Origin of the sequence: Streptomyces sp. L-9-10 (assembly GCF_004151105.1) — a bacterium.
In the GTDB taxonomy this organism is placed as follows: domain Bacteria; phylum Actinomycetota; class Actinomycetes; order Streptomycetales; family Streptomycetaceae; genus Streptomyces.
Genome location: NZ_PHRF01000115.1, coordinates 34,436 through 60,818, shown reverse-complemented (window position 1 = coordinate 60,818; position 26,383 = coordinate 34,436). Strand labels below are relative to the sequence as shown.

Genomic DNA, 26,383 nt, shown 5'->3' with positions numbered 1-26,383 from the left:
GCTGTGAGGCCGTGAGCCGCAGGACCTGGACGGGCGTTCCTAGCCCGTCCAGGTCCAGTCCGCGACCTCGGGCAGGTCCGTGCCGTGTTCGCGGATCCAGGCGTGGTGGCGGGTGCGTACGTCCGCCATCGCCTGGCGTACGGCGACCGCCCGTACCCCCAGACCCGGCACCCGGTCGATCACATCCATGACCAGCCGGTACCGGTCGAGGTCGTTGCGGACGACCATGTCGAACGGGGTCGTGGTCGTCCCCTCCTCCTTGTAGCCGCGGACATGGAGGTTCTCGTGCCCCCGGCGGCGGTAGGTGAGCCGGTGGATCAGCCAGGGATAGCCGTGGTACGCGAAGATCACCGGCTTGTCGACGGTGAACAGGGCGTCGTACTCGGAGTCGGTCATCCCGTGCGGGTGTTCGTCATGGGTCAGCAGCCGCGCCATGTCGACGACGTTGATCACACGCACGACCAGTTCGGGAAGATACCGCCGCAGCAGGTCGGCGGCGGCCAGTGTCTCCAGGGTCGGTACGTCCCCGGCGCAGGCCAGGACGGCGTCCGGCTCGCGGTAGCTGGTCTTGGAGGCGCTCTCCGTACCGGCCCACTGCCAGACCCCCGCGCCCCGGGCGCAGTGGGCGCGGGCCTCGTCGAGCGTCAGCCAGTCGTAGCTCGGCTGCTTGCCGGCGACGATCACATTGACGTAGTCACGGCTGCGCAGCACATGGTCGGCCACGGAGAGCAGGGTGTTGGCGTCCGGTGGCAGATAGACCCGGACGACCTCGGGGCTCTTGTTCAGGATGTGGTCGACGAAGCCGGGGTCCTGGTGGGAGAAGCCGTTGTGGTCCTGGCGCCAGACGTGTGACGTCAGCAGGTAGTTCAGGGAGGCGATGGGGCGGCGCCAGTGCAGCCTCCGCGAGGTTCTCAGCCACTTGATGTGCTGGTTGACCATGGAGTCGACGATATGGGCGAACGCCTCGTAGCTGGAGAAGAGGCCGTGCCGGCCGGTGAGGAGATAGCCCTCCAGCCATCCCTGGCACAGATGCTCGGAGAGCACTTCCATCACCCGGCCGTCGGGCGCGAGATGTTCGTCCGTGTCGAGCGTCGCGGCCTGCCAGGCCTTGGCCGTGGCCTCGTAGAGCGCGTCCAGCCGGTTGGACGCCGTCTCGTCGGCGCCGAAGACACGGAAGTCGCGCCGTCCCGAGGTGGCTTCCATGACGGATTCCAGCAACGAGCCGAGCACCCGGGTGGGTTCGTGCAGGACCGAGCCGGGCCTGTCCACGTGTACCGCGTGCCGCTCCAGCCGCGGGACCGGCAGATCCCGCAGCAGCAGACCGCCGTTGGCGTGCGGATTGGCGCCCAGCCTGCGCGTTCCCGCCGGTACGCAGTCGAGTACGGAGGCCCGGGGCGTGCCCGTCGCGTCGAACAGCTCCTCGGGACGGTAGGAGCGGAGCCACGCCTGGAGCATGCGCAGATGGTCGGGGTTGTCCCGTACGCCGCTCAGCGGGACCTGATGCGCGCGCCAGGTCCCCTCGACGGGCAGTCCGTCGACCTCACGGGGGCCGGTCCAGCCCTTGGGCGTACGCAGCACGATCACGGGCCAGTCCGGCCGGTCGGTGGTCCGGCCCTCGCGGGCGTCCCGCTGGATCTGGGCGATGCGGTCCAGGGCGCGGTCCATCGTCGCGGCCATGGCGCGGTGAACGGTCAGCGGATCGTCGCCGGTGACATGGAGGGGCTCATGGCCGTAGCCGCGCAGCAGGGAGTCGAGTTCACTGTCCGGCACCCTGGCGAGCACGGTCGGGTTGGCGATCTTGTACCCGTTGAGATGCAGGATCGGCAGCACCGCGCCGTCGTGCACCGGGTCGAGGAACTTGTTCGAGTGCCAGGACGCGGCCAGCGGCCCCGTCTCCGCCTCTCCGTCACCGATCACACAGGCGACCAGCAGCCCGGGGTTGTCCAGCGCGGCTCCGTAGGCGTGCGCGAGGGAGTAGCCGAGCTCGCCGCCCTCATGGATCGAGCCCGGTGTCTCGGGGGCGACATGGCTGGGGACCCCGCCGGGGAAGGAGAACTGGCGGAAGAGCAGCTCCATGCCCTCCCGGTCCCGGCCGACATCCGGATAGGTCTCGGAGTACGTACCGTCCAGCCAGGAGTTGGCGAGTACGGCGGGGCCGCCGTGTCCCGGCCCCCAGACGCACAGCGCGTCGAGATCCCGGGCCTTGATCACCCGGTTCAGATGGGTGTGCACCAGGTTCAGACCGGGTGAGGTCCCCCAGTGGCCGAGCAGGCGGGGTTTGATGTGCTCCGGCGCCAGGGGCTCCTGGAGCAGTGGGTTGGCCATCAGATAGATCTGACCGACGGCCAGATAGTTGGCGGCACGCCAGTGGGCGTCGAGGGCGGCGAGCTCTGCCTCGGTGAGCCCGGCCGACGCCCCCGCGGTGGTCGTGGTCGCCTTGCGCATACCCGCCTCGTCTCCCTGCTGGTCCCGCGGCCCGCTTCAGGAGCCGTCGTCAGGCTCCGCGCCGTGCCACACCGTGGTGATGTTGCAGAACTCCCTGATGCCGTGTGCCGACAGCTCACGCCCGTAACCGGATCGCTTCACACCGCCGAACGGGAGGGCGGGATGCGAGGCCGTCATCCCGTTGAAGAAGACCCCGCCCGCCTCCAGATCCCGTACGAAGCGGCGCACGTCCTCCTCGTCACGCGTCCAGACGTTGGAACTCAGCCCGAAGGGTGTGTCGTTGGCGAGCGCCACCGCCTCGTCCAGCCCGGAGACCCGGTAGAGCGTGGCGACCGGACCGAAGGTCTCCTCACGGTGGATCCGCATGGAGGCGGTGACGCCGGCGAGCACCGTGGGCGCGTAGTACCAGCCCCGCTCGTGCTCCTTGGGGCGCTGTCCGCCGCACAGCGCGATCGCGCCCCGGCTCAGCGCGTCGTCGACCAGCCTCTCCAGATCGGCGCGGCCCCGCTCGCTGGAGAGCGGCCCCACGTCGGTGGTCTCGTCCATCGGGTCGCCGACCGTCAGATCCCGCATCCCGGCCGTGAACCGCTCGGCGAAGCCGTCGTAGACGTCCTCGTGCACGATGAAGCGTTTGGCGGCGATGCAGGACTGGCCGTTGTTCTGCACGCGGGCCGTGACCGCCGTACGCGCCGCCCGTTCGATGTCCGCCGAGGGCATGACGACGTACGGATCGCTGCCGCCCAGCTCCAGGACGGACTTCTTGACCTCGTCGGACGCGATCGCCGCGACGGACCGGCCGGCCGGCTCGCTGCCGGTGAGCGTCACGGCGGCCACCCGGGGGTCGCGCAGGATGTTCTCGATCGCGCTGGAGCCCACCAGCAGCGTCTGGAAGCAGCCGGCCGGGAAACCGGCCCTGGCGAACAGGTCTTCCAGGTACAGGGCGGTCTGCGGGACGTTCGAGGCGTGCTTGAGCAGCCCCACATTGCCGGCCATCAGGGCGGGCGCGGCGAACCGTACGACCTGCCAGAGGGGGAAGTTCCACGGCATCACCGCGAGGACCACGCCCAGCGGCCGGTAGTGGACGCTCGCCCGTGCCGCGCCCGCGTCCCGTACGTCGGCGGCCGAGGGGTGCTCGTCCGCGAGCAGTTCCTCGGCGCGCTCCGCGTACCAGCGCATCGCCTTCGCGCACTTCAGCGCCTCCGCGCGGGCCGCCGCGACCGGCTTGCCCATCTCGGTGGTCATGGTCCGGGCGATCTCCGGCGCGTCCTGCTCCAGCAGGTCGGCGGCGCGGTTCAGCAGCCGCGCGCGTTCGTCGAATCCGGTGAGCCGGTACCGCCGGAACGCGTGGGCGGCGGAAGCGATCCGGCTCTCGATCTCCTCGGCTCCCAGCGCGTCGAAGGTCTTGAGCGTCTCTCCGCTGGCGGGATTCACCGTCGCGATGGGCATGGGGCGATTCCTCCTCGGTTCGCCTCGATTCGGCAGTCCGACCCTCCCGTGGTCCGCCCGGCCCCGCAACACGGGACGACGCTCGTGCCGTGGGCCGCCCGGCCCCGCAACACGGGACGACGCTCGTGCCGTGGGCCGCCCGGCCCCGCATCACGGGACGCTCGTGCCGTGGGCCGGGATCACGCGGGCACGCTCACATGGACATGCTTACGTGGGCACGCCCTCACGTGGGGCACGCCTCAGGGACGCCGGGGCCTGCCGGGCGCCGCGGACCCGCGCGGGCGCGCCGGGGGGCCGTCCGGGGCCCTGCGCCGCTCGACACGCCGCCGCAGCCGCCGGCGCTCCTCCTCGTCCGTTCCGCCCCAGACACCGGAGGTACGGCCGGTGGCCAGCGCCCATTCGAGGCACTGGCTCTCCACCGGGCAGCTGTGGCACACCTGCTTGGCGCGCTCGGCCTGCTCGGCGGCCGGTCCCGTCTCCCCCACCGGGAAGAACAGCTCCGGGTCGACACCGGTGCAGGCCGCGTGCCGCAGCCACTCCCAGGTGTCCGCGTTCTGGCCCGCTTCCACGTCCGGGCCGTTGTTCAGTCGGGCTGTCGTCAGCCGCACAGTCATTCAGTCCTCTCCACGCACTACGTTCCACTCCTGATCGGCCGTCTCCTGTCGCTCGTGGCCGGCTCTGGCCCGGCGCTCGCGCGGGGTGACCCGCGCCGGAACGCAGGTACGTATCCGTCCTTCGCGCTCGGTCGGCCGGTGTGTCGCGGCCGGGACGGGCCGCGGGCCGGGATGGGTGTTCATGCCGTCTTCCCTCTCTTCGCTGTACGTCCGGTTCTTCCGTACGTCCGGTTCTTCCGTGTGTCCGATTCCTTCGTGGGTCCGGTTCCTTCGTGTGTCTCCGCCCTGTGTGACTCGCGTTGTGCGCGATTCGTGGTGTGCGTGAGTCGCGTTGTGCGTGACTCCCCGCAGTCAGCGGAGTCAGCGGAGGGTCTGTTCCGCCAGCAGCCGCAGCCCCGCCGCGATCGAGTCCGCGTCGATGCCGGCCGCCCTGAGCTGCTCCGCCGGGGTCGCCGAGCCCGGCATGTTCCCCACCGCGAGCCGTACGAGCCGCTTCGGCGCGGGACGCCCGTCCGAGAACACCGCGGCCACCGCGTCTCCGATACCGCCCTCCGGGTGGTGGTCCTCGACCGTGACCAGGCAGCCGGTCTCGTCGGCCGCCGCCTGGAGCGTGTGCTCGTCGACGGGCTTGACCGAGTACAGGTCGACGACCCGTACGGGGAAGCCCTCCCCGGCCAGCAGATCCGCCGCCTTGAGACACTCATGGACCGTGATTCCGGCGCCGATCAGCGTCACGCGGTCCACGTCGGAGCGGCGCAGCACCTTGCTGCCGCCGATGGGGAACCGCTCGTCGGGGCCGTAGATGACCGGTGTCGCGCCCCGGAGCGTACGCAGGTAGCAGACGCCGGGCAGTTCATACATCGCCGCCACGAGCCGCGCCGCCTGATTCGCGTCGCAGGGGTGGAGCACCGTACTGCCGTGTATGGCACGGAACATCGCCAGGTCTTCCAGGCCCATCTGGGACGGGCCGTCCTGGCCGATCGAGACACCAGCGTGCGAGCCCACGACATTGATCGAGGCCCTGCTGACGGCCGCCATCCGCAGGAAGTCGTGCGCGCGGGTCAGGAAGGCCGCGAAGGTCGACGCGTACGGGACATGTCCCAGTGCCTGCATGCCGACGGCGGCGGCGATCATCTGTTGTTCGGCGATATAGCACTCGAAGAACCGCTCGGGGTGCTCCTTGGCGAAGAACTCCGAGCGGGTGGAGTCGCTGACCTCGCCGTCCACGACGACGACGTCCTCCCGGGCCGTGCCGAGGGCCGCGAGCGCCCTGCCGTAGGCGTCGCGGGTGGCGACCGAGTCGCCGACGTCGTACCGCGGCAGCGCGATGGCGGCCCGCCGTCCGGCGCCGCGGGGGTGGCTCTCGGGCTCGGCGGGCTTCGCCACCGACACCCGGATGGAGCGCCGGCCGCCCAGTTCCTCGATGGCGCTCTCCGCGTCGGGCAGCGGCTTGCCGTGCATGCCCTCGCGGTCCTCGACGGAGGCGACGCCACGGCCCTTCCGGGTGCCCGCGATGATCGCGGTCGGCTTGCGGAAGGTCGACCGGGCCTCGTTGAAGGCGGCGTCGACCGCGTCGAGGTCATGGCCGTCGATCTCGATGGTGTGCCAGTCGAAGGCGCGCAGCCTGCGGCCGTACGCGTCCAGATCCCGCTGATGGCGAGTGGGTCCGCGCTGGCCGAGCCGGTTGACGTCGATGATGAGGGTCAGCGAGTCGAGATGCTGGTCCCCGGCGTGCTCGATCGCCTCCCATACGGAGCCCTCGGCCATCTCGCTGTCGCCGGACAACACCCAGACGTGGTAAGGAGTGTGGCCGAGCCGCTGGCCGGCGAGCGCCATGCCGACGCCGACGGGCAGTCCCTGCCCCAGCGATCCGGTGGCGACATCGACCCAGGGCAGTCGCGGGGTGGGATGGCCTTCCAGCCTGCTGCCGAGGGTGCGATAGGTGAGGAACTCCTTCTCGTCCACCGCGCCTGCCGCCAGGTACATGGAGTACAGCAGCGGCGAGGCATGTCCCTTGGAGAAGATCAGCCGGTCGTTGCCCGGATGGTCCGGCCGGTCGAAGTCGTAGTGCAGATGGTTGGCGAGCAGATCCGCCATGAGGTCGGCGGCGGACATCGAGGAGGTGGGATGGCCCGATCCGGCCGCGTCGGCGACCCGTACCGAGTCCACCCGCAACTGCTGCCCCAGCTCCGTGAGTTGTTCGCTGTTCAGCTGATGGTGCCTGCCCTTCGAGCGCGTGCCCTTCGCGTGCCCGCCCTCCGGGTGTCGGCTGTTCGTGCGTTGGCTGTTCATGTCACTCCTTACCGGGCGCGCCGGGAACCCGCGCCAGTTCGGGCGAAGACGATTCGAGCGGCACCGTCCACGAGCGGACCAGTCCGAGCTGGACGGACTGCCGCGGCAGCACCGCGTCGAGCATCCAGTCGGCGGCGACCCGCACCCGGTTCCCCGGCATGGCCGCCAGGTGGTAGCCGCGTGTGACAGCGCCCGCGAGCGGTCCCGACAGCGGCACTCCGAGCGGGTTGGCCGCGGCTTTGACTCCGCCGAGGTCCACGACGAACCCCAAGTCGTTGTGTTTGTAGGTCTGCCGCTCCCCGTATCCCAGGGAGGCGGCCACATTGCGGCCCGCCACCTTGCCCTGCCTGCCCGCGTGCTGAGCCGTCATCGGGGTGAACCGGCCCGGCCTGGTGAGATCCGGTACGGCGGCGGCGTCGCCGCAGGCGAACACCTCGGGATGGCCGGGCACACTGAGCTCCGGGTCCACCAGTACCCGGCCGTGCTCGACGGGCAGTCCGAGGTCGGTGACCAGCGGGTCGGGCCGTACCCCCACACACCAGACCAGCGTGTGGGTCTCGATGAACTCACCGTTGTCCAGTGTGATCCCGGTCGGTCGCGCCTCCTTGACGGAGGTACCGGCCCGTACGTCCACACCGCGTTCGCGCAGCACCCTCTCGGCGGTGTCAGACAGCCTGTGGTCCAGCTCCGGCAGGACGCGCGGGGCGATGTCGAGGAGCAGCCAGCGGGGTTTGCCCGTCCGGCGCCACGCGGGCTGTTTACGGACCAGCGCGTCGGTGAACAGCTTGCCCTGGGCGGCCACTTCGGTGCCGGTGTAGCCGGCGCCGACCACGACGAAGGTGGTGCGCGCGGCGCTCTCCGCCCGGTCGCCGCTGACGGCGGCCAGTTCTATCTGGCGGGTGACGTGGTCACGCAGATAGAGCGCCTCGGGCAGCCCCCGGAAGCCGTGCGCGTACTCCGCCACCCCCGGGACCGGCAGCAGCTTGTTGACGCTGCCCACGGCGAGGACGAGCCGGTCGTACCGCAGCTCGCCCCGGTCGCCCTCCGGTCCCGTGTAACCGATACGCCGCTCCTCCAGGTCGATGTGGTCGGCCTCGCCGAGCACCAGCCGTACCCGTGGCAGGGTGCCCGGAATGGAGACCGTCACCCGTCGTGGCTCCAGAATTCCCGCGGCCACCTGGGGCAGGAGCGGGAGGTAGAGGAAGTAGTCGGTGGGGTTCAGCAGCACGATCTCGGCCGCCCCCCTGACCCGGTGGGAGAGGGTACGGGCCGCCTGGTAGCCGGCGAATCCGGCACCGACGATGACTATGCGTTCTCGGCTCACGTTCGACTCCGGAGGGTTGCATTTCGGGTCGTACGGGTCGTTTGGTCACGTGCCCGACGACAGCGGTGACAAACACGGGGATCGCGCGCAGGCCCCCCGGCGCACCCTGTCGCAGGGGGCCTCACCTGCCGTTTGACACGGCAGTGATTGGTGGGAAGGTGGACGGAGCGGATGAGCCGAGCGCCGGCAGGACGTCACGACGAAACGCACCGGAAGGCGAGCGAAGGCAGAGGCACCATGAAAGCTCTCGTCTACGACGGCAGGGCGCACGGAGGCGAGGAGAGTCACGTGAGCGGCGACAACGGCGAGTCGATGGGCGACGAGGTCTACCAGCCGGACGGCGCCGACATCGGCGAGGACGAGGGCATCCTCGACGACGAGGACACCCTCCTCGACCGGGGCTCGGACCCCTTCGACGAGGGCTGGTCGCCTCCGGAACGCCCGCTCGGTGTGGAACACGTCGGTACGACGGCCGCCGAGCAGCGGGCGGGGGAAACGCTCGACCAGCGGCTCGCGGAGGAGACTCCCGACCAGGGCGCCGTCGTCGGCGACGGTATCGGGGACCTGCCGTACGGCGAGGGTGAGCGGCTGGACGACGAGGTGGGCGACGGGCGCTCGGGCCGGCTGGTGGCTCCCGACGAGGGCGCTCACGAGGATGCCGAGAAGGACATGATCGCCCGCGATGTCGGGATCGACGGTGCCGCGGCTTCGGCGGAGGAGGCGGCGGTGCATCTCGTCGCCGAACAGGACGAGTGGGAGTGAGCCCCGCCGGGACGACACGGGAACGCGTGCTCCGGAGCGGGACCGCCGGTCAGGAGGGCTCAGCGGGCCCCGGCCAGGGCTCTGTGGGTCCCGGACAGCGCTCAGCGGTTCTCGCGGTTCTCCAGGCGTAGCTGGACTTCCTCCTCCTGATCGCCGGAGGCCGTACCGATCATGCGGACGGTGAAGGCGGAGGCCAGGCTCTTCCGGAGACTGTCCACCGCCGTGTAGCCGCCCTGGAGGGTGACCGCCACCGGCGCCCTCAGCCTCGCCGGGCGGGGTTCCGCGCGTACCTCGGACACATTGAACGTGGCGATCCATACGGTGGGGCGGCCCCCGGCCGCCGCCTGCGGGACATCGTCCGCCGCGCGGTCGCAGGCGAAGGCTGTACGGAGCGCGCCGAACACCACACGCGCGTCTTCCTTCTCGTCACCAGTGAGCGCCACGACAACGTCCGCCGCGGGCTGGTCCGCACTGTTCACGTGGATCTTTCCTCTCCGTCGCCGCTCCGAACCGGTCCGTCTCCAGACTCCCCCTGGTACCCGGAGTGTGCGAGCCGAAGCGGTCAACAGGACGCGCCCGCACCACCGCCGGTGCGCCGCGTGCCGCCGGGAAGAGCGGGTAGACGCACACACATGACCGTCACCAAGAGCAGCGTTCTCGTCCTCGACTGTGCCGAACCGGCGGAGCTGGCCCTGTTCTACTCGGAGTTCCTCGGCGCGGAGACCCGTCTCGGCGCCGATCCGGACTTCGTGGAGATCGTCGGCCACCACGGTGTGCGGCTGGCGATCCGGAGGGACCACGGCCACGCGCCCGCGAGCTGGCCGCGGCCGGAGAGCTCGCAGCAGGCGCATCTGCGGATCCTGGTGTCACAGGACGAGATGGACGAGGCGGAGCGCGAGGCGATCAGCCTCGGGGCGAGGCCCCTGGACACCAAACACAACGGTGGCCCGCGCGATGTGCGCGTCTACTCGGATCCGGCCGGGCACTCCTTCACACTCGCCGTCCGCGCCTGACGGACCGCAGCCGGACCACAGCCGCCGTCCGGCTTCCGGCTGTCCCGCTGTCCGGCTGTCCGGTGTCCGGTTGTCGGCTGTCGGCTGTCGGCCGTCCGCTCAGCTGCCGAATTCCTTGAGGAACGCCGAGCAGAAGGCGTTGAGATCCTCCGGCTTCCGGCTGGTGATCAGTGTGCCGGGTGCCGCGGTACACACGTTGACCTGCTCGTCGACCCAGGTGGCGCCCGCGTTGCGCAGGTCGGTGCGCAGACTGGGCCAGGAGGTCAGTGTCCTGCCGCGCACCACATCGGCCTCGATCAGCGTCCACGGGGCATGACAGATCGCCGCGACGGGTTTGCCCGCCTCGAAGAAGTCCTTCACGAACGCCACGGCTCCGGCGTCCAACCGCAGCGCGTCGGGGTTGGCTACGCCGCCGGGCAGGACCAGCGCGTCATAGTCACCGGCCGTGCTCGCGGAGACCGTACGGTCGACGGGGAAGGTGTCGGCCCGGTCGAGATGGTTGAACCCCTGAACCTGTCCCGGTTCCGTGGAGATCAGCGCGGGTTCGCCGCCCGCGTCCTTCACAGCCTTCCAGGGCTCGGTCAGCTCGACCTGTTCCACGCCTTCGGGGGCTACCAGAAATGCCACTCGCATGCGGCTCACGCCCTTCCTCATACCGTGTCCCATAGATTCTCGTCCATCGGGAGCGCCGAGGCACGGCGAGGGCGATCCAGGACCTGCCGGCCCGGCGGCACGTGGTTCCCGCGGTCTCAGAGCGGTTTCGCGTCGGAGGCGCTCGCGGTACGGAGTCTTGCCCCCAGGGCCGCCGTCTGCAGGCGCAGGCGCTGGAGAGGCGTGGGAGGCAGCTCGCGGGCCGCGCCACGGGCGTAGTGGCGCTCGACATAGAACTGGCCCGCGGACAGGACGGTCGTGACGGCGATGTACCAGATGGTCGCCACCATCAGCAGGGGGATGATCTGGTACGTGCGGTTGTAGATCAGCTGCACCGAGAACAGCAGGTCCTGCACGGCGAGGACACTGACGATGCTGGTCCCCTTGAGCGTGCCGATGAGCATATTGCCCGCCGTGGGGACGATCGAGCGCATCGCCTGCGGCACGACGACCCGGCGCAGCACCCGCCTGCGGCTCAGACCGAGCGCCGCGGCGGCCTCCGTCTGGCCGGCGTCGACGGAGAGGATGCCGCCGCGCACCACTTCCGCCGCGTAGGCCGCCTCGTGCAGGGTGAGGCCGATCAACGCCGTGAGACCCGCGCCGAAGAGGTTCACCGTCTTGAAGGTGAGGAATTCGGGGCCGAAGGGGATGCCGATCCCCAGGGTCGGATAGAGCGCTCCGATGTTGAACCAGAACAGCAGCTGCACCAGCATCGGAGTCGAACGGAAGATCCATACGTACCCCCAACTGATGGTTCGCAGTACGGGGTTGACGGAGAGCCGCATGACGGCGAGGACCGTACCGATGAGGAAGCCCAGCACCATCACGGCGGCGGTCAGCCAGAGGGTGAGCAGCAGGCCGTCGAGCACCGCGGGGGTGGTGAAGTACTGGCTCACCACACTCCACTGGAATCTCTCGTTGCGGACGACGGAATTGACGACCATCGCGAGGCCGAGCAGCGCCACCGCCGCCGACAGCCACCGGCCGGGGTGGCGGCGGGGAACGATACGGGAGATCTCGTCGGGTCCTGGCGGGGAGAGCGGGGAGGCGCCCGGAGTCCCCGGCGGGACGGTGTCCGCGGGGTCGGTGGGGCGTGTCTTCCGGGAGGCCGCGGCGGAGGCGCGCGGTCCATCGAGCGAGGGCGATACGGACATGGGGGTGCTCCGGCGGGAGAGACGGTCGGCGGCGTGGACCGGGCGGCAGGTGTCATCACGCGTACCGCGTCCCTCAACACGGCCGGTGCGGACCGGTGTTCACACGGGAACCGGAGCCGCACACCCCCCGATCGTACGGGCGCACGCCGGACGGCTGTCAAGGGGGCAGGACCGCGGACGCCGCCCACAGTGCGAGAGGCTGTTGACTTCGGTGAACGTCCCGTGCTCAATTGGCTCCATGCAGAAGCAGCTGCCGTTGGTCATCCGCGGCCACATAGACTTCGGTCGAGTGTGGTCCGCTTCTTGTTGCGCCTGACCCGGCAGCGGGCCGCCTGACCGGCCCCTCCCTCCCTCGGTGACCCCGTCCCTTCGGTGACCCCGTCGTGGGCCGATTTCCCGTATTTCACCGGGCGTTCGCTGCCGTTCCCTCCCTGAGGCGCTCTACGTCTCTCCCGTCATCGCGCCTTCGTCTCCCTCCCGTCATCGCGCCCTCGCACCGTCCCGCCCGGCTGCCCCGTACGGCCGGTGGTCCCCGGCGTCCGCCGCGTCCACGGTCCCCGGGGTCTTCCTCGGCATGCCTTCCCGCCGGCGCACGCCCATCTCCCGCACGAAAGGTCCGTCATGCCTGTGGAGTTCCTCGGCATAGCCGCCACCAACAACGGATCGGAGACAAGTCCCCGATCCGGCGCAGCGTTTGACAAGGAATACACACTCAAGCTGGCCCGCGCACACGAGGACCACGGCTGGGACCGGGTGCTGTTCGCGTACGGTTCCGGCTCGCCCGACCCCGCTCCGGCCGCCGCGTACATCGCCTCCCGGCTGGACACGTTGCAGATCCTGCTCGCGCACCGGCCGAATGTCTCGTATCCCACCTTCGCCGCCAAGACATTCGCCACGCTCGACCGGATCAGCGACGGCCGGCTGACGGTGCATTTCATCACCGGTGGCAACGATCACGAGCAGGGGCGTGAGGGGGACACACTCACCAAGGACGAGCGCTACTCCCGCACCCGTGAGTACATCGGGATCGTCAAGCGGATATGGACCTCGCACGAGCCCTTCGACCACGAGGGCGAGCACTACCGGTTCCACGACTTCGTCAGCGATGTCTTCCCCGTCCAGCAGCCCAGGCCCGATGTCTCGTTCGGCGGCTCCTCGCCCGCCGCGTACGCGGCCGGTGGCGCCGAGGCGGACATCTACGCGCTCTGGGGCGAGCCGCTGGCGAAGACCGCCGAGCAGATCGAGGCGGTGAAGGCCGCCGCGCGCGCGGCGGGCCGTACCACCCCGCCCCGTTTCCAGGTGGCCTTCCGGCCGATCATCGCCCCGACAGAGGAGCTCGCCTGGGAGAAGGCGCACCGTACGGTGGACGCGATCAAGGCCCGCAAGGAGAACGGCGAGCCTGCCGTGGTGCGCCATCACCGGCGGGGCGATCCGGAGAACACCGGCTCGCAGCGGCTGATCTCGATCGCGCGGTCCGGTGAGCGCCACGACCGGGCGCTGTGGACCCCCACCGCCGCGGCCACCGGGGGCGCGGGCAACTCCAACGCCCTGGTCGGTACGCCGGAGACGGTCGCGCGGGCGCTGCTCGACTACTACGACCTCGGTGTCGACATCCTCTCCGCACGCGGTTACGAGCTGCTCGGCGATGCCATCGACTTCGGCCGCCATGTCATCCCGCTGGTCCGCGAAGAGGTCGCCAGGCGCGACGCGGCAGGCGCGGCCCGTGGCCCGGAGACCCTGGTCGAGGCCGGCTGATGACCTCCGTCGCCGAACCCGGCGGTCTGACGTGGGTGTCGACCTCCGTATCCGATCCGCTGACACAGCCGATGCTGCGCGAGCTGGGACACGAGTACTCCACCCGCTACGGCAAGGACGCGCACAGCGAGCTGGCCCGTTATCCCGCGGAGGAGTTCGCCCCGCCGCACGGGGTCCTGCTGCTGTTGCTGGAGCACGGCGAGCCCATCTCCGGCGGGGCGTTCCGCCGCTACGACGCCACCACGGCCGAGCTGAAGCGGATCTGGACACACTCCGCGCACCGGCGGCGCGGGCTGGCGAAGCGGGTCGTCGCGGAGCTGGAGCGGGTCGCCCGCGCACGGGGCTACCGCCGCGTCCACCTCACGACCGGGCCGCGCCAGCCGGAGGCCAGGGAGCTGTATCTGACGGCCGGTTACACACCGCTGTTCGACACCGGGGCGGATCCGGAGACCATCGGTCCGCTCCCCTTCGAGAAGTACCTCACCGGCGAGCCCGCCGGCTCCCCTGATTCCTCCGAAAGAGAGGTGTGACCCCGTGCGCATCCTGATTCCGGGCCGTGCGCGGCCCGTGCGTCACCAGCTGGCCGCCGCGCTGGTGGCCGCCCTGCTGCTGCCGGTGCTCGCGGGCTGTGGGTCGGACGTGGCCTCCGGCGAGGGGGCGGCCGGCGCCGCCGCACCCGCGCCCGCCGACGATGTCACCGCCTCGCTGAAGAAGAACGCGTCGCTGGCGGCCCTGCTCCCCGAGGACGTCAGGAAGCGGGGGACCGTACGGATCGCCTCGTCCGTGGGAGCGCCGCCCAGCGCCTACTACCCCGACGCCTCGACGAGCCGCCCGGCCGGACTGGACATCGACATCGCCGACGCGGTCGGCACGGTCCTCGGGGTGCGACTGGGCCGCGAGGAGGCGAGTTTCGAGGCGATCCTGCCCGCGCTCGGCAGTGGCAAGTACGACGTCGGCACTGGCAACTTCGGGGTCACCGACGTCCGCCGCAAGACGATCGACTTCGTCACCTACATCAATGACGGTCAGGGATTCGCCGTCCGCGCGGACGACAAGAGCCTCGACGAGGTGACCCGGCTCGACCAACTGTGCGGCAAGACCGTCGGGGTGGGGGCGGGCACCACCTTCGAGGCCACCCTCAACTCCCGGAAGAGCGTCTGCGCGGACGCGGGCAAGAAGCCGTACAAGGTCAGTGTGTACTCCGAGAACGGGGCGTTGCTCACCAGCCTCCAGCAGAGCCGGGTCGATGTGGTCATGTCGACGATCAACGGCCTGCGCTACCAGGCGGCCCAGCCGGCGGCCGGGGTGAGGTTCCTCGGCGAGTTCCACCGGCTCGATGTCGGCTTCGCCTTCGCCAAGGGCTCCCCGCTGCTCAAGGCGTTCCAGGGGGCCGTCAACCAGCTGATCGACGACGGCACCTACCGCCGGATCCTCGACAAGTGGGGAACGGAGGACTCCGCGATCGAGGAGTCGCAGATCAGTCCGCCCGAGAAGAAGTAGCCGGCAGGAGCCACTGATGGACACCGCAACCGGCGCCGCGCAGGCCGCGCCACCGCCCGGACACGCCGTACCACCGCGGAGAGCGGTCCCGGACCGGGATGATCTCGCCGCGCTGAAGGTCGTGCCCGCGCGCCACTACTGGCGCTGGGTGGCGGGCGCGGCCGCGCTTGTCGTGGTCGCCCAGTTCAGCCACGGTCTGATCACCAACCCGGGCTGGGACTGGGACACCTTCTTCCTGTACCTGTCCGCCGACACCGTGCTGAACGCCGTCTGGGTGACGCTCCAGCTCACCGTGTACGGCACGGCGCTCGGCTTCGCGCTCGGCGTCGTCCTCGCCTTCATGCGGCTGAGCAGGAGCGTCATCCTCCAGACGGTGGCGTGGACGTACATCTGGGCCTTCCGTTCGATCCCGCTCATCGTGCAGCTGCTGTTCTGGTTCAATCTCGCCTATCTCTACAAGGAGTTGGGGATCGGTATCCCCTTCGGTCCCGTCCTGTGGAGTTTCGAGACGCTCAACCTGGTGAGCGCGCTGTCCGCCGCTGTCATCGGGCTCGCGCTGCACCAGGCCGCCTACGCCGCGGAGATCGTCCGCGGCGGCATCATCTCGGTCGACGCCGGGCAGCTGGAGGCGGCGGCGGCCCTGGGCATCCCCCGGCTGCGGCAGCTGCGCCGCGTCCTGCTGCCCCAGGCTATGCGCGGCATCCTGCCCAACGCCGCCAACGAGGTGATCTCCCTCTTCAAGGGGACCTCGATCGTCTCGGTGATGGCGATCGGGGAGCTGTTCTACCAGGTACAGGTGATCTACGGCCGCAACGGGCGGGTCGTACCGCTGCTGATGGTCGCGACCGCCTGGTACATCCTGCTGACCACCCTGCTGACCATCGCCCAGTACTACGTGGAGCGGCACTTCGCGCGCGGCGCCGAGCGTACGCCCCCGCCCACACCGCTCCAGCGGGCCCGCGCCTTCACCCGCAGGATGCGGGCCGCTGCCGCCACCGGAGGTATCCAGAAATGAGCACCGGCTCCGAATCGGTCACCGGCACCGCCGCCACGGCCGCACCCGCCGGTCCGTCCGCCGACGGCGGTCTGATGGTCGAGGTGCGCGGCGTCCACAAGAACTTCGGCGCGCTCGAAGTACTGCGCGGGGTCGACCTCCAGGTCCGCACCGGCGAAGTCACCGTCGTACTGGGCCCGTCGGGCTCCGGAAAGTCGACGCTGCTGCGCAGCATCAACCATCTCGAAAAGCTCAACCGGGGATACATCAGTATCGACGGCGAGCTGATCGGCTACCGCCGTGCGGGCTCCAAGCTGCACGAACTCAAGGAACGGGAGGTGCTGAAGCAGCGTCTGCACATCGGGTTCGTCTTCCAGAACTTCAATCTGTTCCCGCATCTCACGGTGGTCGAGAACATCATCGAGGCGCCGATCTCGGCGCTGCGCCGGCCCCGCAAAGTCGCCGTGGAGCAGGCCGGACGGCTGCTGGAGCGGGTGGGCCTCGCGGACAAGGCCGGCGCCTATCCGCGTCAGCTCTCCGGCGGCCAGCAGCAGCGCGTGGCCATCGCCCGCGCCCTGGCGCTGGAACCGAAGGTGCTGCTCTTCGACGAGCCGACCTCCGCGCTCGACCCCGAGCTGGTGGGTGAGGTCCTCGATGTCATCAAGGACCTGGCCCGTACCGGCACCACCATGATCGTCGTCACCCATGAGATCGGCTTCGCCCGCGAAGTCGCCGACACCGTCGTCTTCATGGACGACGGGGTGATCGTCGAGCAGGGTCCGCCGACGGATGTGCTCGACCGCCCACGGCACGCGCGTACGAAGGCGTTCCTGTCCAAGGTCCTGTGACGTCCCTCCGCTCGTCCCTCCATCCGTCCGTCCACACCGTCATCCGTCCGTCCTTGCGTTTCGCCACCCTGCCGAGGAGTCCTCCGTGCCGCCCCGTCGCCGTCCCCTCCGTATCACCGCCGCCCTGCTCGGCCTCGTCACCACGTTCTCGCTCGCCGCCTGCGGCAACTCCGCCGACGGCAGCACCGACAAGGCGGTGCCCGAGGCCGGCGACAAGAAGGGGGTCCAGATCAATCTGGGCCCCGACCAGAAGCGGATCACCACACCCACGGTGGATTCCATAGCCGCGCTCGTCCCCGCGGAGATCCGTGAGCGCGGCACCCTTGAGGTCGTCAACTCGGCCGGTTCCGTGCCCCCGCTCGACTTCTACGCCACCGACGACAAGACCGTGATCGGGGTGGAGCCGGACCTCGCCTCGCTGATCGCGAACGTCCTCGGCCTGAAGCCGCACTACAACACCGTCGACTGGGCGAACATCTTCGTCGGTCTCGACAGCGGCAAGTACGACCTCGGCCTCAGCAACATCACGGTCACCGAGGAGCGCAAGGAGAAGTACGACTTCGCGACCTACCGGCTGGACAACATCGCGTTCGAGGCCAAGAAGGGCACCGACTGGCGGGTCAAGGGCCCGGCGGACGTGGCGGGCAGGACGATCGGGGTCGCCTCGGGCACCAACCAGGAGAAGCTGCTGGTCGACTGGAGCAAGGCCAATGCGGAGAAGGGCCTGAAGCCCACCGAGATCAAGATCTACCAGAACTCCAGCGACTACTACCTGGCGCTCGGCTCCGGCCGTCTCGACGCGTACCTCGGCCCCAACCCGGTGGCCGCGTACCACTCCGCCTCGACCGGCGAGACCGAGATCATCGGAACGTTCTCGGGTGCCGGGGACGAGGTCCAGGGCAAGATCGCGGCCACCACCAAGAAGGACAACGGCCTGGTCAAGGCGTTCCAGCAGGCGATCGACACCGTCATCAAGAACGGTACGTACCAGAAGGTGCTGGAGCGGTGGGGGCTGGGCAACGAGGCCGTGCCCTCCTCCGAGCTCAACCCCGAGGGACTGCCGAAGACCGCTCCGTAGCCGGACGGCCTCCTCATACCGGTCCCGGATCCGCTGACGGGAGACAGCTCGGTGCGGGACCCACCGGGGCCGGGGCATCCTCACCGGGGCGGCCGGCGGGGATGCCCCGGCCCGCTCGGCATGTCCGAAGCACGTCCGAAGCACGTCGCCAGCACACCGTGGCCGCGCCGGGCCGTACGTCCGAACGGGTTGTCGCCGTCCCCTGCCGTGTGTCGTCCGGCGCGGGTGGGGCCGGTGGCACGGTCCGCCGAAGAGACTCGCGGGTGTGACGGATACCCAGGGACCCCAGGGGCACGAAGGCCCGGACGGTGGGGGCAAGGACCAGGGCGACACCTCCCCCGCGCCGCTCTCCGTGCCGGAGCTCGACGCCGAGCAGTCCACGATGCTGCGGCTGGTCGGGCGGGAGTGGGAGCGGGTGTCCGCCACCCCCGACGCCTGGCGTCGTGTGCTGCCCGTGGACCCCGATACCGGCAGCTATCCGGAGCCGGCGCAGATCGTCCCGGCCCGCTTCGGCCGTTTCGTGCAGGTGCCCGTGCTCAGCGCGCCGCCGTCCGAGGCCGCGGACAGCGAGATCGTCACGCCTCTCGGCCGGTTCGGCGCCTTCGTCCGGCGGGTGACTCTGGGGGCGCCGCTGAAGAGCACGGCCATCGCGCGGGAGCGGATGCGCAAGCTGATCGCGCTGCCGGTGCTCTCCGCCGACGCGCTGTCGTCCGTGGCGTACGGACCCGAGGCGCTGCTGGCCGTCCTGGTGCTCGGAGGTACCGCGGGGCTCGCGTACTCGGTGCCGGTGGCCCTCGCGATCATCTTCCTGATGCTGGCCGTCGGGCTGTCGTACCGTCAGACGATCCGGGCGTACCCGCACGGGGGCGGCTCGTACATCGTCGCCACGGACAACCTGGGGCGGGTGCCGGGGCTGGTGGCGGCGGCCGGTCTGATGACGGACTACGTGCTGACCGTCGCCGTCTCGGTCTCCTCGGGGATGGCGGCGGTCACCTCCGCGGTCCCCGGGCTGGCGGATGACGCCGTGCTGATCGGTGTGCTGGTCATCGCCGTACTGCTGGCGGGAAATCTACGGGGTGTCCGGCAGGCAGGGGCGCTGTTCGCCGCGCCCACCTACGCCTTCATCATCGCCATCGCCGCGCTGGTCGCCGTCGGTGTGTACGACGCGGCCGGCCGGGACTTCGAACCCGTACCGACCCCGCCGCTGCACGCGGTCGAGGGTGTCGGTCTGCTGCTGGTGATGCGCTCCTTCGCCTCGGGGTCGACGGCGATGACCGGCATCGAGGCGATCTCGAACGCGGTGCCCGCCTTCAAACCGGTCTCCTGGCGCAACGCGCGCACGACACTGTCCTGGATGATCGGGCTGCTCATCGCACTGTTCGCCGGCACGATGGCGATGGTCTATCTGGAGGGTGTGATCCCGGAGTCGCAGGAGACGGTGCTGTCCCAACTGGCCCATCGCAGCTTCGGTTCGGGCGCCATGTACGTCTTCACGCAGGCGGCGACCGCGCTGGTGCTCCTGCTGGCGGCGAACACGGCGTACAACGACTTCCCCCGGGTGCTGTACCTGCTGGCGCGCGACAACCACGCACCACGGATCTTTCTGCGTCTCGGCGACCGGCTGGCCTTCAGCAACGGGATCATCCTGCTCTCCGTGGCGGCGGTGTGCGTCTACGTGGCGTTCGAGGGGAAGACGGCCTCGCTGATTCCGCTGTACGCCGTCGGGGTGTTCCTCGCCTTCACGCTGTCGCAGAGCGGGATGGTGATGCACTGGTGGCGCAGGCGCGACCGGCACTGGCGCAAGAGCCTCTGTTTCAACGCCACCGGCGCGCTGCTCTCGGCGGTCGTCTTCATCACCGCCGGAATCACCAAGTTCACCGAGGGAGCATGGCTCGCGATTCTCACCGTCGCCCTGTTCCTTCTGGTGACGACGCGGATCCGGCGTCATTACGACCAGGTCGCGGAGGCGCTGCGGCTGCATCCCCAGACGATCGAGGTCCCCAGCCGGACGATCACACCGCAGCCGTGCGCGGAGCCGCCGTCCGGTGCCGAGGCCCCGTCGGCCAGGACGAAGTACCCGGAGACCGAGGAGACACCGGAGGAGATCCGCCATCTCTCGGTCGTCCCGGTCGACGCGCTGCATCAGGCGAGCATGCGCGCGCTGGCGTACGCCGCCTCCCTCCAGCAGCCCCTCCTGGTGCTGCATGTCAGCCCCAGCGACGAGGACGCCGAGCGGTTCCGCGAGGCCTGGCAGCTGTGGGGCGACCATCTTCCGCTGCGGATCGTCCTCTCCCCCTATCGGGCTACGGTGGCGCCGCTCATCAGCTACCTCGAATCCCTGCACCACCAGCGCCCCGATCTGACCATCACGGTGATCCTGCCGGAGATCGTCGAACGGCACTGGTGGCACCGTCTGCTCCACAGCCCGCTGGCGGGACGGCTGCGGCGCGCGCTCCGGTCGCTCCCGAAGATCGTGGTGACCACCGTTCCGTTCCATGTCTGAGTCATGGGTGCGGAATGACCATCCATCATCCCAATTGGCCGGTTTGTGACCTGTCACTTAGCGTGGGCGGTGCATTGCCCAGACAGGGCATTAGGCATCTACATGAGGAGCCCATCGATGCTTTCTCAGACCGTCCGGCCGAGAGAAATCACTCTGGACCACCACGCGTTGACCATGGCGATGGCAGAACCCGAGGCACCCTTCAGCGACGCTCCTGCCTACGCGCCGGAAGCGGGTGGCTTGCTGCTCCTGCTGGCGCTCCTTTCGCCGAAGGAGCCGAAGGAGCCGAAGGGCCTGTGAACCCCGACCGGTCGCGGACCGCTTATCAGGAATCAGCGGCCGGCCTGGCACGACGTGCCCTCGGTGCCCTGCGGGGCACCGAGGGCACGGCCATGGTCGCCGCCCATGTCGAGAGCGCCCAGGACCCCGGGGCCGCGCTGGCCGCCATCCGGATCCTCGGCGCCGATACCTTCGCGCCGGTCGTGCTGGCGGGTGCCCCGCTCCACCACGAGGACGCGCAGGCCATCGCCCTGGCGTTCGCCGCGCTGCCGCCCGCGATGGACGCGCCGCTCCCGCCGCCCGCCGGACCGGAGGGCCCCTGGCTGATGGCCTGGCGCGACTGGGGCACCGTCACCCTGCTGACCGTGCTCACGGGCGGTGACGGCGTGCGGCTGACGGCGCCGCGGCCGGCCCACCCGGCGGACTCCGCGCCGGCCGACGACGCGGCGGGGTGGGCCGAATGGTCCGTCAGAATGGGGCAGTTGTCCACACTGGCGCTGCCAGGGCTGGACGGTCCTGTGCATGACGCCGCCCGCAGATCACCGCTGGCTCTCGCGCGCGGGGCGACCCGTGCCGTACTGCGCCGGGACTACCCCACCGCCGCCCGGATCGCGCGCTGGCTCGCCTGGCTGCGCTCGGACGGCCTGAGACTGCCGCTCGACGCGGCTCCGCTGGTGGAGCACATCGGCTTGCTGGCCTGCGGGGAGCGACTGGCGCTCGACACGGCGATCTCCCGTCGGCTGATCGCCATGTGACCCGGCCCCGGCCCCCTGTCCCCGCTCACCTTCCGGCCCCTCTGATCCTCCGCACAAGCCACCCGGATCCCGCACTCACACCCGATCGGACCGAGACCCGATGGCCATGCCCGTCACAGAATCCGCCCACCGGATCGCCTCCCAGGCGCTGACCTGGCTCCACACCCAGCGGGAGCACGGCGCCCTGCCGCCCGACACCACCGCCGAACTCGCCGAGCCCGACAGCGTGTACAAGCCGCTGGGCGAGACCGCGCTCGCCGCCTCGCTCGTCCTGCGCGAGGGCGTGGCCGGCTCCGCCGAACTACGGCTCGCCCGCGAGCTGCTGGACTTCAGCTGGAAGCAGCTCGGGGGCGGTGCCATGCTCCACGAGCGGCTGCTGCGCTATCCGCTGATGACCGACCCGTTGGAGACGTACGCCCACTTCGCCCGCTGCGGCTACCGCCATGAAGCACTGGACCGGCTGCTGACGCACACCACCTCGCTGCGTTCGGCGCGGGCTGCGGAGATGCTGCCGAACCGCCGCCTCGCCGTCGCCAACGCGGCGCGGATCGGCGGATTCGACCGGGGCGGCCTCGCCACCGACTGGGCCACGCTGTCCCGCGCCACCTGGCTGGGCGCGTGCCCGGAGCCCTGGCTCATCGACTGGATGACCGCCTACTGCATGACACACACGGTCTTCCATCTCACCGACTGGGGCCGGCTGCCCTCGGGGCTGCCGGGCGATGTCGCCCAGTACCTCACTCGCTGGCTGCCCGCCTGGACCGACATCTGGCTCGAGATCGGCGAATGGGACCTGGTCGCCGAGCTGCTGATCGTCGGCGACTGTCTCCCCGAGCCGCACCGCGATCCGGCGGCGTGGGAGCGGCTGGCCGTGATCCAGCACGAGGACGGGCTGATGCCCCGTGACGGCCACCCCGTCGGTGACGATCCCGCCGAGCGCTTCGCCGCGCACCACCACACCACCGTGGTCGCGGTGGTCGCCGGGACCCTCGCCGTCTCCCGTGCCCTCGGCGCCCGGTCGTGACGCTGGGCGCGGCGGGGGCGGAGGAGGCGACCGGAACGGCGCGGCCGGCGGGGACGGATGAGACCGCGGGGACGGGCGAGGGCGCCGGGGCGGGCGGGACCGCGATGTACGTGGCGAACGCCGACGGCGGGCCGCTTCCGCCCGACTGGGCACGTCGTCCCGCCGACGCCATCAGGGCGGCGGCGCCGCGCACCGGCGCGGTCGCGGTCGCGCTGCGCCACGGCGACCGGCGGGCCGTCGTGACGTACGGCAGCACCTCGCACCACGGCGGGATCCCCGTCACGGCGGACACCCGGTTCGAGATCGGTTCCCTCACGAAGTGCCTCACGGCGCTGCTGCTCGCCGAGCAAGTGGCCCGGGGCGAGGTGGCGTACGGCGATCCGCTGGACCGGTTCCTGCCGCCGGGAGCCCTCCCCCGGCCGCGCGGCGGACCCATCACGCTGCTTCATCTGGCCACCCACACCTCGGGGCTGCCCCGGCTGCCCCCGGGGTTCCTCGGCGGCGCGGCGGCGGACTGGTTCTCCAATCCGTACGCCCATCTCTCCACCGCCGATCTGCTGCGCGCCCTGGCGAGGACACGTCCGCACGCCCGCCCCGGCGAGCGAGTGCGGTACTCCAACTTCGGTGTGGGGCTGCTCGGTCATCTCCTCACCCGCGCCGCGCCCGGCGACGGACCGGGGTACGGGGACCTCCTCGCGGCCCGGGTGCTCGGCCCGCTCGGGCTGAGCCGCACCAGCTGCGGGCCCGACCTTCCGCAGGCCACCGGCTACTGGCACGGACGCGCCAGGCCGCCGTGGCTGATCCCCGGGCTCGCGGGCGCCGGAGCGCTCCGGTCCAGCGCGCGCGATCTGCTGAGGCTCCTCGACGTCGTGCTCGACGCCGCGCCCGACGCCGCGCCGGACGTCCCGTCGAGTGCCGCGCCATCGGCGCCGCTGCCGGTGCCGGACACGTTGCGTACCGCGCTGGTGGACGTGGTCCGCCCCCGGCTCGCCCTGCGCGACGGCGGCAAGCGGCTGGCGCTGGTCTGGAACATCCGCGTCCGTCCGGACGGCGATGTCTACCACCACTCCGGCGGCACCCGCGGATTCAGCTCCTTCGCCGGGTTCAGCCCGCGCCACCGCACCGCACTGGTCGCGCTGACGAACGTGAGCCCGGCCGCCGGCCAGACGTTCATCCAGGGCGCGTACCACGCGCTGCTGTCACTGCCGCGGCCCGTCTGACGAGCGCGGCGGAGTCGCGGGTCACCTCCCTGGCCGGCGGTGTCGTGGGGCACCCTCTGACCGGCGGAGTCGCGGGTCACCCCCTGACATCGGGCAGATCGGGGCCGATGGTGAGGGTCAGCGTGCCGTGCCCGGCCCCCGCCGAGGGGACGGGGTCGAGGCCGGGGAGTCTCGCGGCCAGGGACCGGGCCTGTTCCGCCAAGCCCTCGGGGTAGACGAGCGTGCTCCGCCCGGCCGGGGCGGGGGCGTTGCCGGTCGCCCTGATCCGGAAGCCGAGCGCGCGCAGCTGTTCGGCGGTCTCGCGGGCCTTGCCGGGGACCTCGGTGCCGTTGAGGACGGTGACCTGGACGGTGCCGGCCGCCGGGGGCAGTTGCTCCGCCGCTTCCAGCAGGCGGGCACTGGTCATCTCCCGGTCGTGGATGAGGGCGTTGAACAACTGCTGGGCGGCGGGCGGGTTCCAGACGACGTTGGCCGTGTCGCCGGGGACGTCCCTGGCCCGGGGATAGTGGGGGACGGTCAGGAACGTGATCCGTTCCGTGGGCATGCGTTTGATGCCGGACGCCAGGTCGTACAGGGGTTTGAGGCCGGCCAGTTCGGGGTCGGTGGTCAGCGATTCGGTGGCCGAGTCGAGGAATCCGTAGAGCGCCCGCGGTTGGTACAGCTGGGCCCTGGCCTTGGTGGCGAGGGCGCGCATGAACTCCTGCTGGCGGCCGATCCGTCCGATGTCCGTTCCGTCGCCGAGGCTGTAGCGGGCGCGTACGTAGCCGAGGGCCTCGCCGTTCTTCACCGTCTGGCAGCCCGCGCGGAGGTCGAGATGGGCCTTCGTGTCGTGGATGGGCACCGGGGGGCAGACCTCGACGCCGCCCAGGGCGTCGACCATGCCGGTGAATCCGCGGAAGTCCACGATCATGAAGTGGTCGACACGGACACGGGTGTTCTGCTCGACGGTCTTGATCGCGCAGGCGGCGGCCTTGGCGGTGTCGCCCGTGGAACCACCGATCGCGAACGCCTGGTTGATCTTGAAATGATGGGGCGTGGAGACGGCGCCGTCTCCCTGGCCGCACGCGGGGATCCGTACCCACGAGTCACGGGGGAACGACACCACGGTGGCCCACTCTCCGCTGCCGCCGATGTGCAGCAGCAGCAGCGTGTCCGACTGCATGGTGGTCAGGTTCCTGCCGAAGGCACCGCCCTGCCCCTCGCGGCTGTCGGAGCCGATGATCAGGACGTTCTCGCCCCGGCTGGCCCGGGGGCGGTTGTCGCCGAGGGCGTCGTCCACGCCCGCGCCACGGATGTTTCCGCTCAGCGCGGTGTAGAACCAGCCACCCGCCGCGGCCGTGCCCAGCACCAGGGCGGCGGCGGTCAGGGCGAGCCAGCGGCCGGCCCGGCGGTACTGGTCCCGCCTGCTCGGCCGGCCACGTGGTGAGGGGGCGGGACGGCCCCTCGGGCTCATGGTTGCTGCGTTCACGGCGTCAAGCCCCTTTCGGACGAGGATGGGGATCGGTCCCCGGGGTCCGGATCAGAGCGGCGCGCCGTCGGACTCCCGTGTGGTGAACAGCGGACCCGGCCCGCTGGGCACGGCCATCCGGGGCATCTTCGTGCCGGACGTCGTCGTCCGGCAGGCGGCGCGGTCGTCGCCACGCACCTCACGGCGTACCTCACGACGTACCTCAGACGCGTCACGCCACGCGCCTCTCCACCGCACCTCGCCCCGTACATGCGGACGGCTCTGTCCGGTGGCCACGTGGCGGGGCGTGGCGTGTAGTGGGTGGTACCGCCGTGAACGGGCGGGCGGTCCGCCGCCCGAGGAGCGGCCGGATCCGAGGAGTCTCATGGGGACCAACACCGGGCATGCCACCGCGATGGCCCTGGCCCTGCTGTGCGCGGCGGCGGTCGCCGGATGTTCGGGCGGCGCCGGCGGCGCCGGTACGCCGGCGAGGACGAGCGGGGCGCCCGAGGGACTCGCGTCCGCCACCGCGAGCCCGTCCCCCTCGGCCACGGCGGTCGGCAAGGTGTCCGCGAGGTCCACGTCCCTCGGAAAGATCCTGGTCGACGGCGAGGGGCGGACCCTCTATCTCTTCGAGGCGGACAAGCGGAACAAGTCCACCTGTACGGGTGACTGTGTGAAGATCTGGCCGCCCCTGATCGTCACCGGAAAGCCCGAGGCGGGAACCGGCGGGGTGAAGGGGAACCTGCTCTCCACCACCACGCGCGACAACGGGGCGAAGCAGGTCACCTACAACGGCCACCCCCTGTACCGGTTCACGGGCGACCACAAGCCCGGTGACACCAACGGCCAGGGCGATTTCTGGTCCCACGACACCTGGTACGTCCTCGGCACATCAGGCAAGAAGAACACCACTCCGCAGCAGAACACCGGCGGCGGCTACTAAACCCCGGGAGAAGTGATGTCCTCAGCGCCCTCCGGCGTCCGCTCGGGTTCCGGCCGGAAACTCCGTCTGCTGCGCGGAACGGCCCGGTTGCTGGCCGCCGCCGCTCTGGCGTGGGACGCCTATCTGCACGCCTATCTGGCCGACCAGTACGACGTGGTCACCGCGACCATCAGCCAGGGCGACCTCTTCCGTATCGAGGCCGGCCTGGCGTCGCTCGCGGCGCTGTTCGTGCTGGTCTGGCAGCGGCTGCCCGGAGACCTCTTCGCGTGGTCTGTGGCGGCCGGTGGCCTGGCGCTGCTGCTGGTCTACCGCTATGTCGATGTCGGCCAACTG

Annotated in this window: 25 protein-coding genes; 15 read left to right on the top strand and 10 right to left on the bottom strand. The window is 70.7% G+C overall.

Going from position 1 to position 26,383, the window contains the following annotated elements:
• Positions 1 to 39 precede the first annotated feature (39 nt).
• The 5 genes from CU044_RS27290 to CU044_RS27270 all read right to left on the bottom strand — a co-directional run bounded on the left by CU044_RS27290 (position 40) and on the right by CU044_RS27270 (position 8,121).
• Positions 40 to 2,445 carry a phosphoketolase family protein gene (locus CU044_RS27290; RefSeq protein WP_129771412.1) on the bottom strand — a complete coding sequence of 802 codons (2,406 nt, stop codon included), beginning with the start codon at positions 2,443 to 2,445 and terminating at the stop codon, positions 40 to 42.
• Between the two features lie 36 nt (positions 2,446 to 2,481).
• Positions 2,482 to 3,891 (bottom strand): NADP-dependent succinic semialdehyde dehydrogenase, encoded by a 1,410-nt coding sequence (locus tag CU044_RS27285; RefSeq protein WP_129771411.1) that lies wholly within the window; start codon positions 3,889 to 3,891, stop codon positions 2,482 to 2,484.
• Between the two features lie 239 nt (positions 3,892 to 4,130).
• Entirely contained in the window at positions 4,131 to 4,424 is a 294-nt protein-coding gene (locus CU044_RS27280; protein ID WP_240045875.1) for a WhiB family transcriptional regulator, read from the bottom strand.
• 441 nt (positions 4,425 to 4,865) lie between these two features.
• A complete protein-coding gene (locus tag CU044_RS27275; protein ID WP_129771473.1) occupies positions 4,866 to 6,716 on the bottom strand; it encodes a transketolase in 1,851 nt (616 codons plus the stop codon).
• A gap of 82 nt (positions 6,717 to 6,798) precedes the next feature.
• Complete coding sequence (locus CU044_RS27270; protein WP_129771409.1) at positions 6,799 to 8,121, bottom strand: NAD(P)/FAD-dependent oxidoreductase; 1,323 nt, start codon at positions 8,119 to 8,121, stop codon at positions 6,799 to 6,801.
• Between the two features lie 237 nt (positions 8,122 to 8,358).
• Here CU044_RS27270 and CU044_RS27265 point away from each other — a divergent pair, with 237 nt between their 5' ends.
• Entirely contained in the window at positions 8,359 to 8,883 is a 525-nt protein-coding gene (locus tag CU044_RS27265) for a DUF5709 domain-containing protein (protein WP_240045870.1), read from the top strand.
• Between the two features lie 101 nt (positions 8,884 to 8,984).
• Here CU044_RS27265 and CU044_RS27260 read toward each other — a convergent pair whose 3' ends face one another.
• Positions 8,985 to 9,362, bottom strand: a complete 378-nt coding sequence (locus CU044_RS27260) for a hypothetical protein (RefSeq protein ID WP_240045869.1) — start codon at positions 9,360 to 9,362, stop codon at positions 8,985 to 8,987.
• Positions 9,363 to 9,515: 153 nt separating this feature from the next.
• On the opposite strand from CU044_RS27260, the gene CU044_RS27255 reads away from it, so the two are divergent.
• Positions 9,516 to 9,896 (top strand): VOC family protein, encoded by a 381-nt coding sequence (locus CU044_RS27255; RefSeq protein WP_129771408.1) that lies wholly within the window; start codon positions 9,516 to 9,518, stop codon positions 9,894 to 9,896.
• Positions 9,897 to 9,995: 99 nt separating this feature from the next.
• On the opposite strand, the gene CU044_RS27250 is transcribed toward CU044_RS27255, so the two are convergent.
• Together CU044_RS27250 and CU044_RS27245 are read right to left on the bottom strand one after the other, a co-directional pair.
• Positions 9,996 to 10,529, bottom strand: a complete 534-nt coding sequence (locus CU044_RS27250; RefSeq protein ID WP_129771470.1) for a type 1 glutamine amidotransferase domain-containing protein — start codon at positions 10,527 to 10,529, stop codon at positions 9,996 to 9,998.
• Between the two features lie 116 nt (positions 10,530 to 10,645).
• Positions 10,646 to 11,701 (bottom strand): amino acid ABC transporter permease, encoded by a 1,056-nt coding sequence (locus CU044_RS27245; RefSeq protein ID WP_129771407.1) that lies wholly within the window; start codon positions 11,699 to 11,701, stop codon positions 10,646 to 10,648.
• Between the two features lie 621 nt (positions 11,702 to 12,322).
• Between CU044_RS27245 and CU044_RS27240 the strand changes: the two genes are divergently transcribed.
• The 11 genes from CU044_RS27240 to CU044_RS27190 all read left to right on the top strand — a co-directional run bounded on the left by CU044_RS27240 (position 12,323) and on the right by CU044_RS27190 (position 23,657).
• The gene (locus tag CU044_RS27240; RefSeq protein ID WP_129771406.1) at positions 12,323 to 13,456 is read left to right on the top strand and encodes an LLM class flavin-dependent oxidoreductase; all 1,134 of its coding nucleotides are present in this window, start codon (positions 12,323 to 12,325) and stop codon (positions 13,454 to 13,456) included.
• Positions 13,456 to 13,986: a GNAT family N-acetyltransferase gene (locus CU044_RS27235; RefSeq protein WP_129771405.1), complete on the top strand. Its 531-nt coding sequence runs from the start codon at positions 13,456 to 13,458 to the stop codon at positions 13,984 to 13,986. The genes CU044_RS27240 and CU044_RS27235 overlap by 1 nt, the downstream gene beginning before the upstream one ends.
• Before the next feature lie 4 nt (positions 13,987 to 13,990).
• Positions 13,991 to 14,956 carry an ABC transporter substrate-binding protein gene (locus CU044_RS27230; RefSeq protein ID WP_240045868.1) on the top strand — a complete coding sequence of 322 codons (966 nt, stop codon included), beginning with the start codon at positions 13,991 to 13,993 and terminating at the stop codon, positions 14,954 to 14,956.
• A 16-nt stretch (positions 14,957 to 14,972) separates the two neighbouring features.
• Positions 14,973 to 15,971 carry an amino acid ABC transporter permease gene (locus tag CU044_RS27225; RefSeq protein ID WP_129771404.1) on the top strand — a complete coding sequence of 333 codons (999 nt, stop codon included), beginning with the start codon at positions 14,973 to 14,975 and terminating at the stop codon, positions 15,969 to 15,971.
• 74 nt (positions 15,972 to 16,045) lie between these two features.
• Positions 16,046 to 16,798: an amino acid ABC transporter ATP-binding protein gene (locus CU044_RS27220; protein ID WP_129771468.1), complete on the top strand. Its 753-nt coding sequence runs from the start codon at positions 16,046 to 16,048 to the stop codon at positions 16,796 to 16,798.
• A 112-nt stretch (positions 16,799 to 16,910) separates the two neighbouring features.
• Positions 16,911 to 17,876, top strand: a complete 966-nt coding sequence (locus CU044_RS27215; protein WP_240045874.1) for an ABC transporter substrate-binding protein — start codon at positions 16,911 to 16,913, stop codon at positions 17,874 to 17,876.
• Positions 17,877 to 18,537: 661 nt separating this feature from the next.
• Entirely contained in the window at positions 18,538 to 20,379 is a 1,842-nt protein-coding gene (locus tag CU044_RS27210; RefSeq protein WP_240045873.1) for an APC family permease, read from the top strand.
• A gap of 117 nt (positions 20,380 to 20,496) precedes the next feature.
• Positions 20,497 to 20,679, top strand: a complete 183-nt coding sequence (locus CU044_RS27205) for a hypothetical protein (protein ID WP_129771402.1) — start codon at positions 20,497 to 20,499, stop codon at positions 20,677 to 20,679.
• On the top strand, positions 20,676 to 21,413 hold the full coding sequence (locus CU044_RS27200) for a hypothetical protein (protein WP_129771401.1): 738 nt from the start codon (positions 20,676 to 20,678) through the stop codon (positions 21,411 to 21,413). The genes CU044_RS27205 and CU044_RS27200 overlap by 4 nt, the downstream gene beginning before the upstream one ends.
• Positions 21,414 to 21,513: 100 nt before the next feature.
• Positions 21,514 to 22,437 (top strand): hypothetical protein, encoded by a 924-nt coding sequence (locus CU044_RS27195; RefSeq protein WP_129771400.1) that lies wholly within the window; start codon positions 21,514 to 21,516, stop codon positions 22,435 to 22,437.
• Complete coding sequence (locus CU044_RS27190) at positions 22,434 to 23,657, top strand: serine hydrolase domain-containing protein (protein ID WP_240045867.1); 1,224 nt, start codon at positions 22,434 to 22,436, stop codon at positions 23,655 to 23,657. Before CU044_RS27195 ends, CU044_RS27190 begins: the two co-directional genes overlap by 4 nt.
• A 76-nt stretch (positions 23,658 to 23,733) precedes the next feature.
• Here the strand turns inward: CU044_RS27190 and CU044_RS27185 are convergent, their stop codons facing one another.
• Both CU044_RS27185 and CU044_RS40085 read right to left on the bottom strand, forming a co-directional pair.
• Positions 23,734 to 25,125, bottom strand: coding sequence for an LCP family protein (locus CU044_RS27185; protein WP_240045866.1), 1,392 nt, complete (start codon positions 25,123 to 25,125; stop codon positions 23,734 to 23,736).
• Between the two features lie 51 nt (positions 25,126 to 25,176).
• Positions 25,177 to 25,302: a hypothetical protein gene (locus CU044_RS40085; RefSeq protein WP_275670227.1), complete on the bottom strand. Its 126-nt coding sequence runs from the start codon at positions 25,300 to 25,302 to the stop codon at positions 25,177 to 25,179.
• Positions 25,303 to 25,489: 187 nt separating this feature from the next.
• On the opposite strand from CU044_RS40085, the gene CU044_RS27180 reads away from it, so the two are divergent.
• Together CU044_RS27180 and CU044_RS27175 are read left to right on the top strand one after the other, a co-directional pair.
• On the top strand, positions 25,490 to 26,050 hold the full coding sequence (locus CU044_RS27180; protein WP_129771399.1) for a hypothetical protein: 561 nt from the start codon (positions 25,490 to 25,492) through the stop codon (positions 26,048 to 26,050).
• Between the two features lie 15 nt (positions 26,051 to 26,065).
• Positions 26,066 to 26,383, top strand: a 318-nt coding sequence (locus tag CU044_RS27175) for a hypothetical protein (protein WP_129771464.1), incomplete at its 3' end; no start/stop codon positions are given.

Bases quoted from the DNA above. Each gene is read 5' to 3' on its own strand.
- CU044_RS27285 (WP_129771411.1), bottom strand. From the start codon at position 3,891: ATGCCCATCGCGACGGTGAATCCCGCCAGCGGAGAGACGCTCAAGACC.
- CU044_RS27210 (WP_240045873.1), top strand. From the start codon at position 18,538: ATGCGCAAGCTGATCGCGCTGCCGGTGCTCTCCGCCGACGCGCTGTCG.
- CU044_RS27225 (WP_129771404.1), top strand. From the start codon at position 14,973: ATGGACACCGCAACCGGCGCCGCGCAGGCCGCGCCACCGCCCGGACAC.
- CU044_RS27265 (WP_240045870.1), top strand. From the start codon at position 8,359: ATGAAAGCTCTCGTCTACGACGGCAGGGCGCACGGAGGCGAGGAGAGT.
- CU044_RS27290 (WP_129771412.1), bottom strand. From the start codon at position 2,445: ATGCGCAAGGCGACCACGACCACCGCGGGGGCGTCGGCCGGGCTCACC.
- CU044_RS27180 (WP_129771399.1), top strand. From the start codon at position 25,490: ATGGGGACCAACACCGGGCATGCCACCGCGATGGCCCTGGCCCTGCTG.
- CU044_RS27255 (WP_129771408.1), top strand. From the start codon at position 9,516: ATGACCGTCACCAAGAGCAGCGTTCTCGTCCTCGACTGTGCCGAACCG.
- CU044_RS27235 (WP_129771405.1), top strand. From the start codon at position 13,456: ATGACCTCCGTCGCCGAACCCGGCGGTCTGACGTGGGTGTCGACCTCC.
- CU044_RS27240 (WP_129771406.1), top strand. From the start codon at position 12,323: ATGCCTGTGGAGTTCCTCGGCATAGCCGCCACCAACAACGGATCGGAG.
- CU044_RS27195 (WP_129771400.1), top strand. From the start codon at position 21,514: ATGGCCATGCCCGTCACAGAATCCGCCCACCGGATCGCCTCCCAGGCG.
- CU044_RS27205 (WP_129771402.1), top strand. From the start codon at position 20,497: ATGCTTTCTCAGACCGTCCGGCCGAGAGAAATCACTCTGGACCACCAC.
- CU044_RS27220 (WP_129771468.1), top strand. From the start codon at position 16,046: ATGGTCGAGGTGCGCGGCGTCCACAAGAACTTCGGCGCGCTCGAAGTA.
- CU044_RS27245 (WP_129771407.1), bottom strand. From the start codon at position 11,701: ATGTCCGTATCGCCCTCGCTCGATGGACCGCGCGCCTCCGCCGCGGCC.
- CU044_RS27250 (WP_129771470.1), bottom strand. From the start codon at position 10,529: ATGCGAGTGGCATTTCTGGTAGCCCCCGAAGGCGTGGAACAGGTCGAG.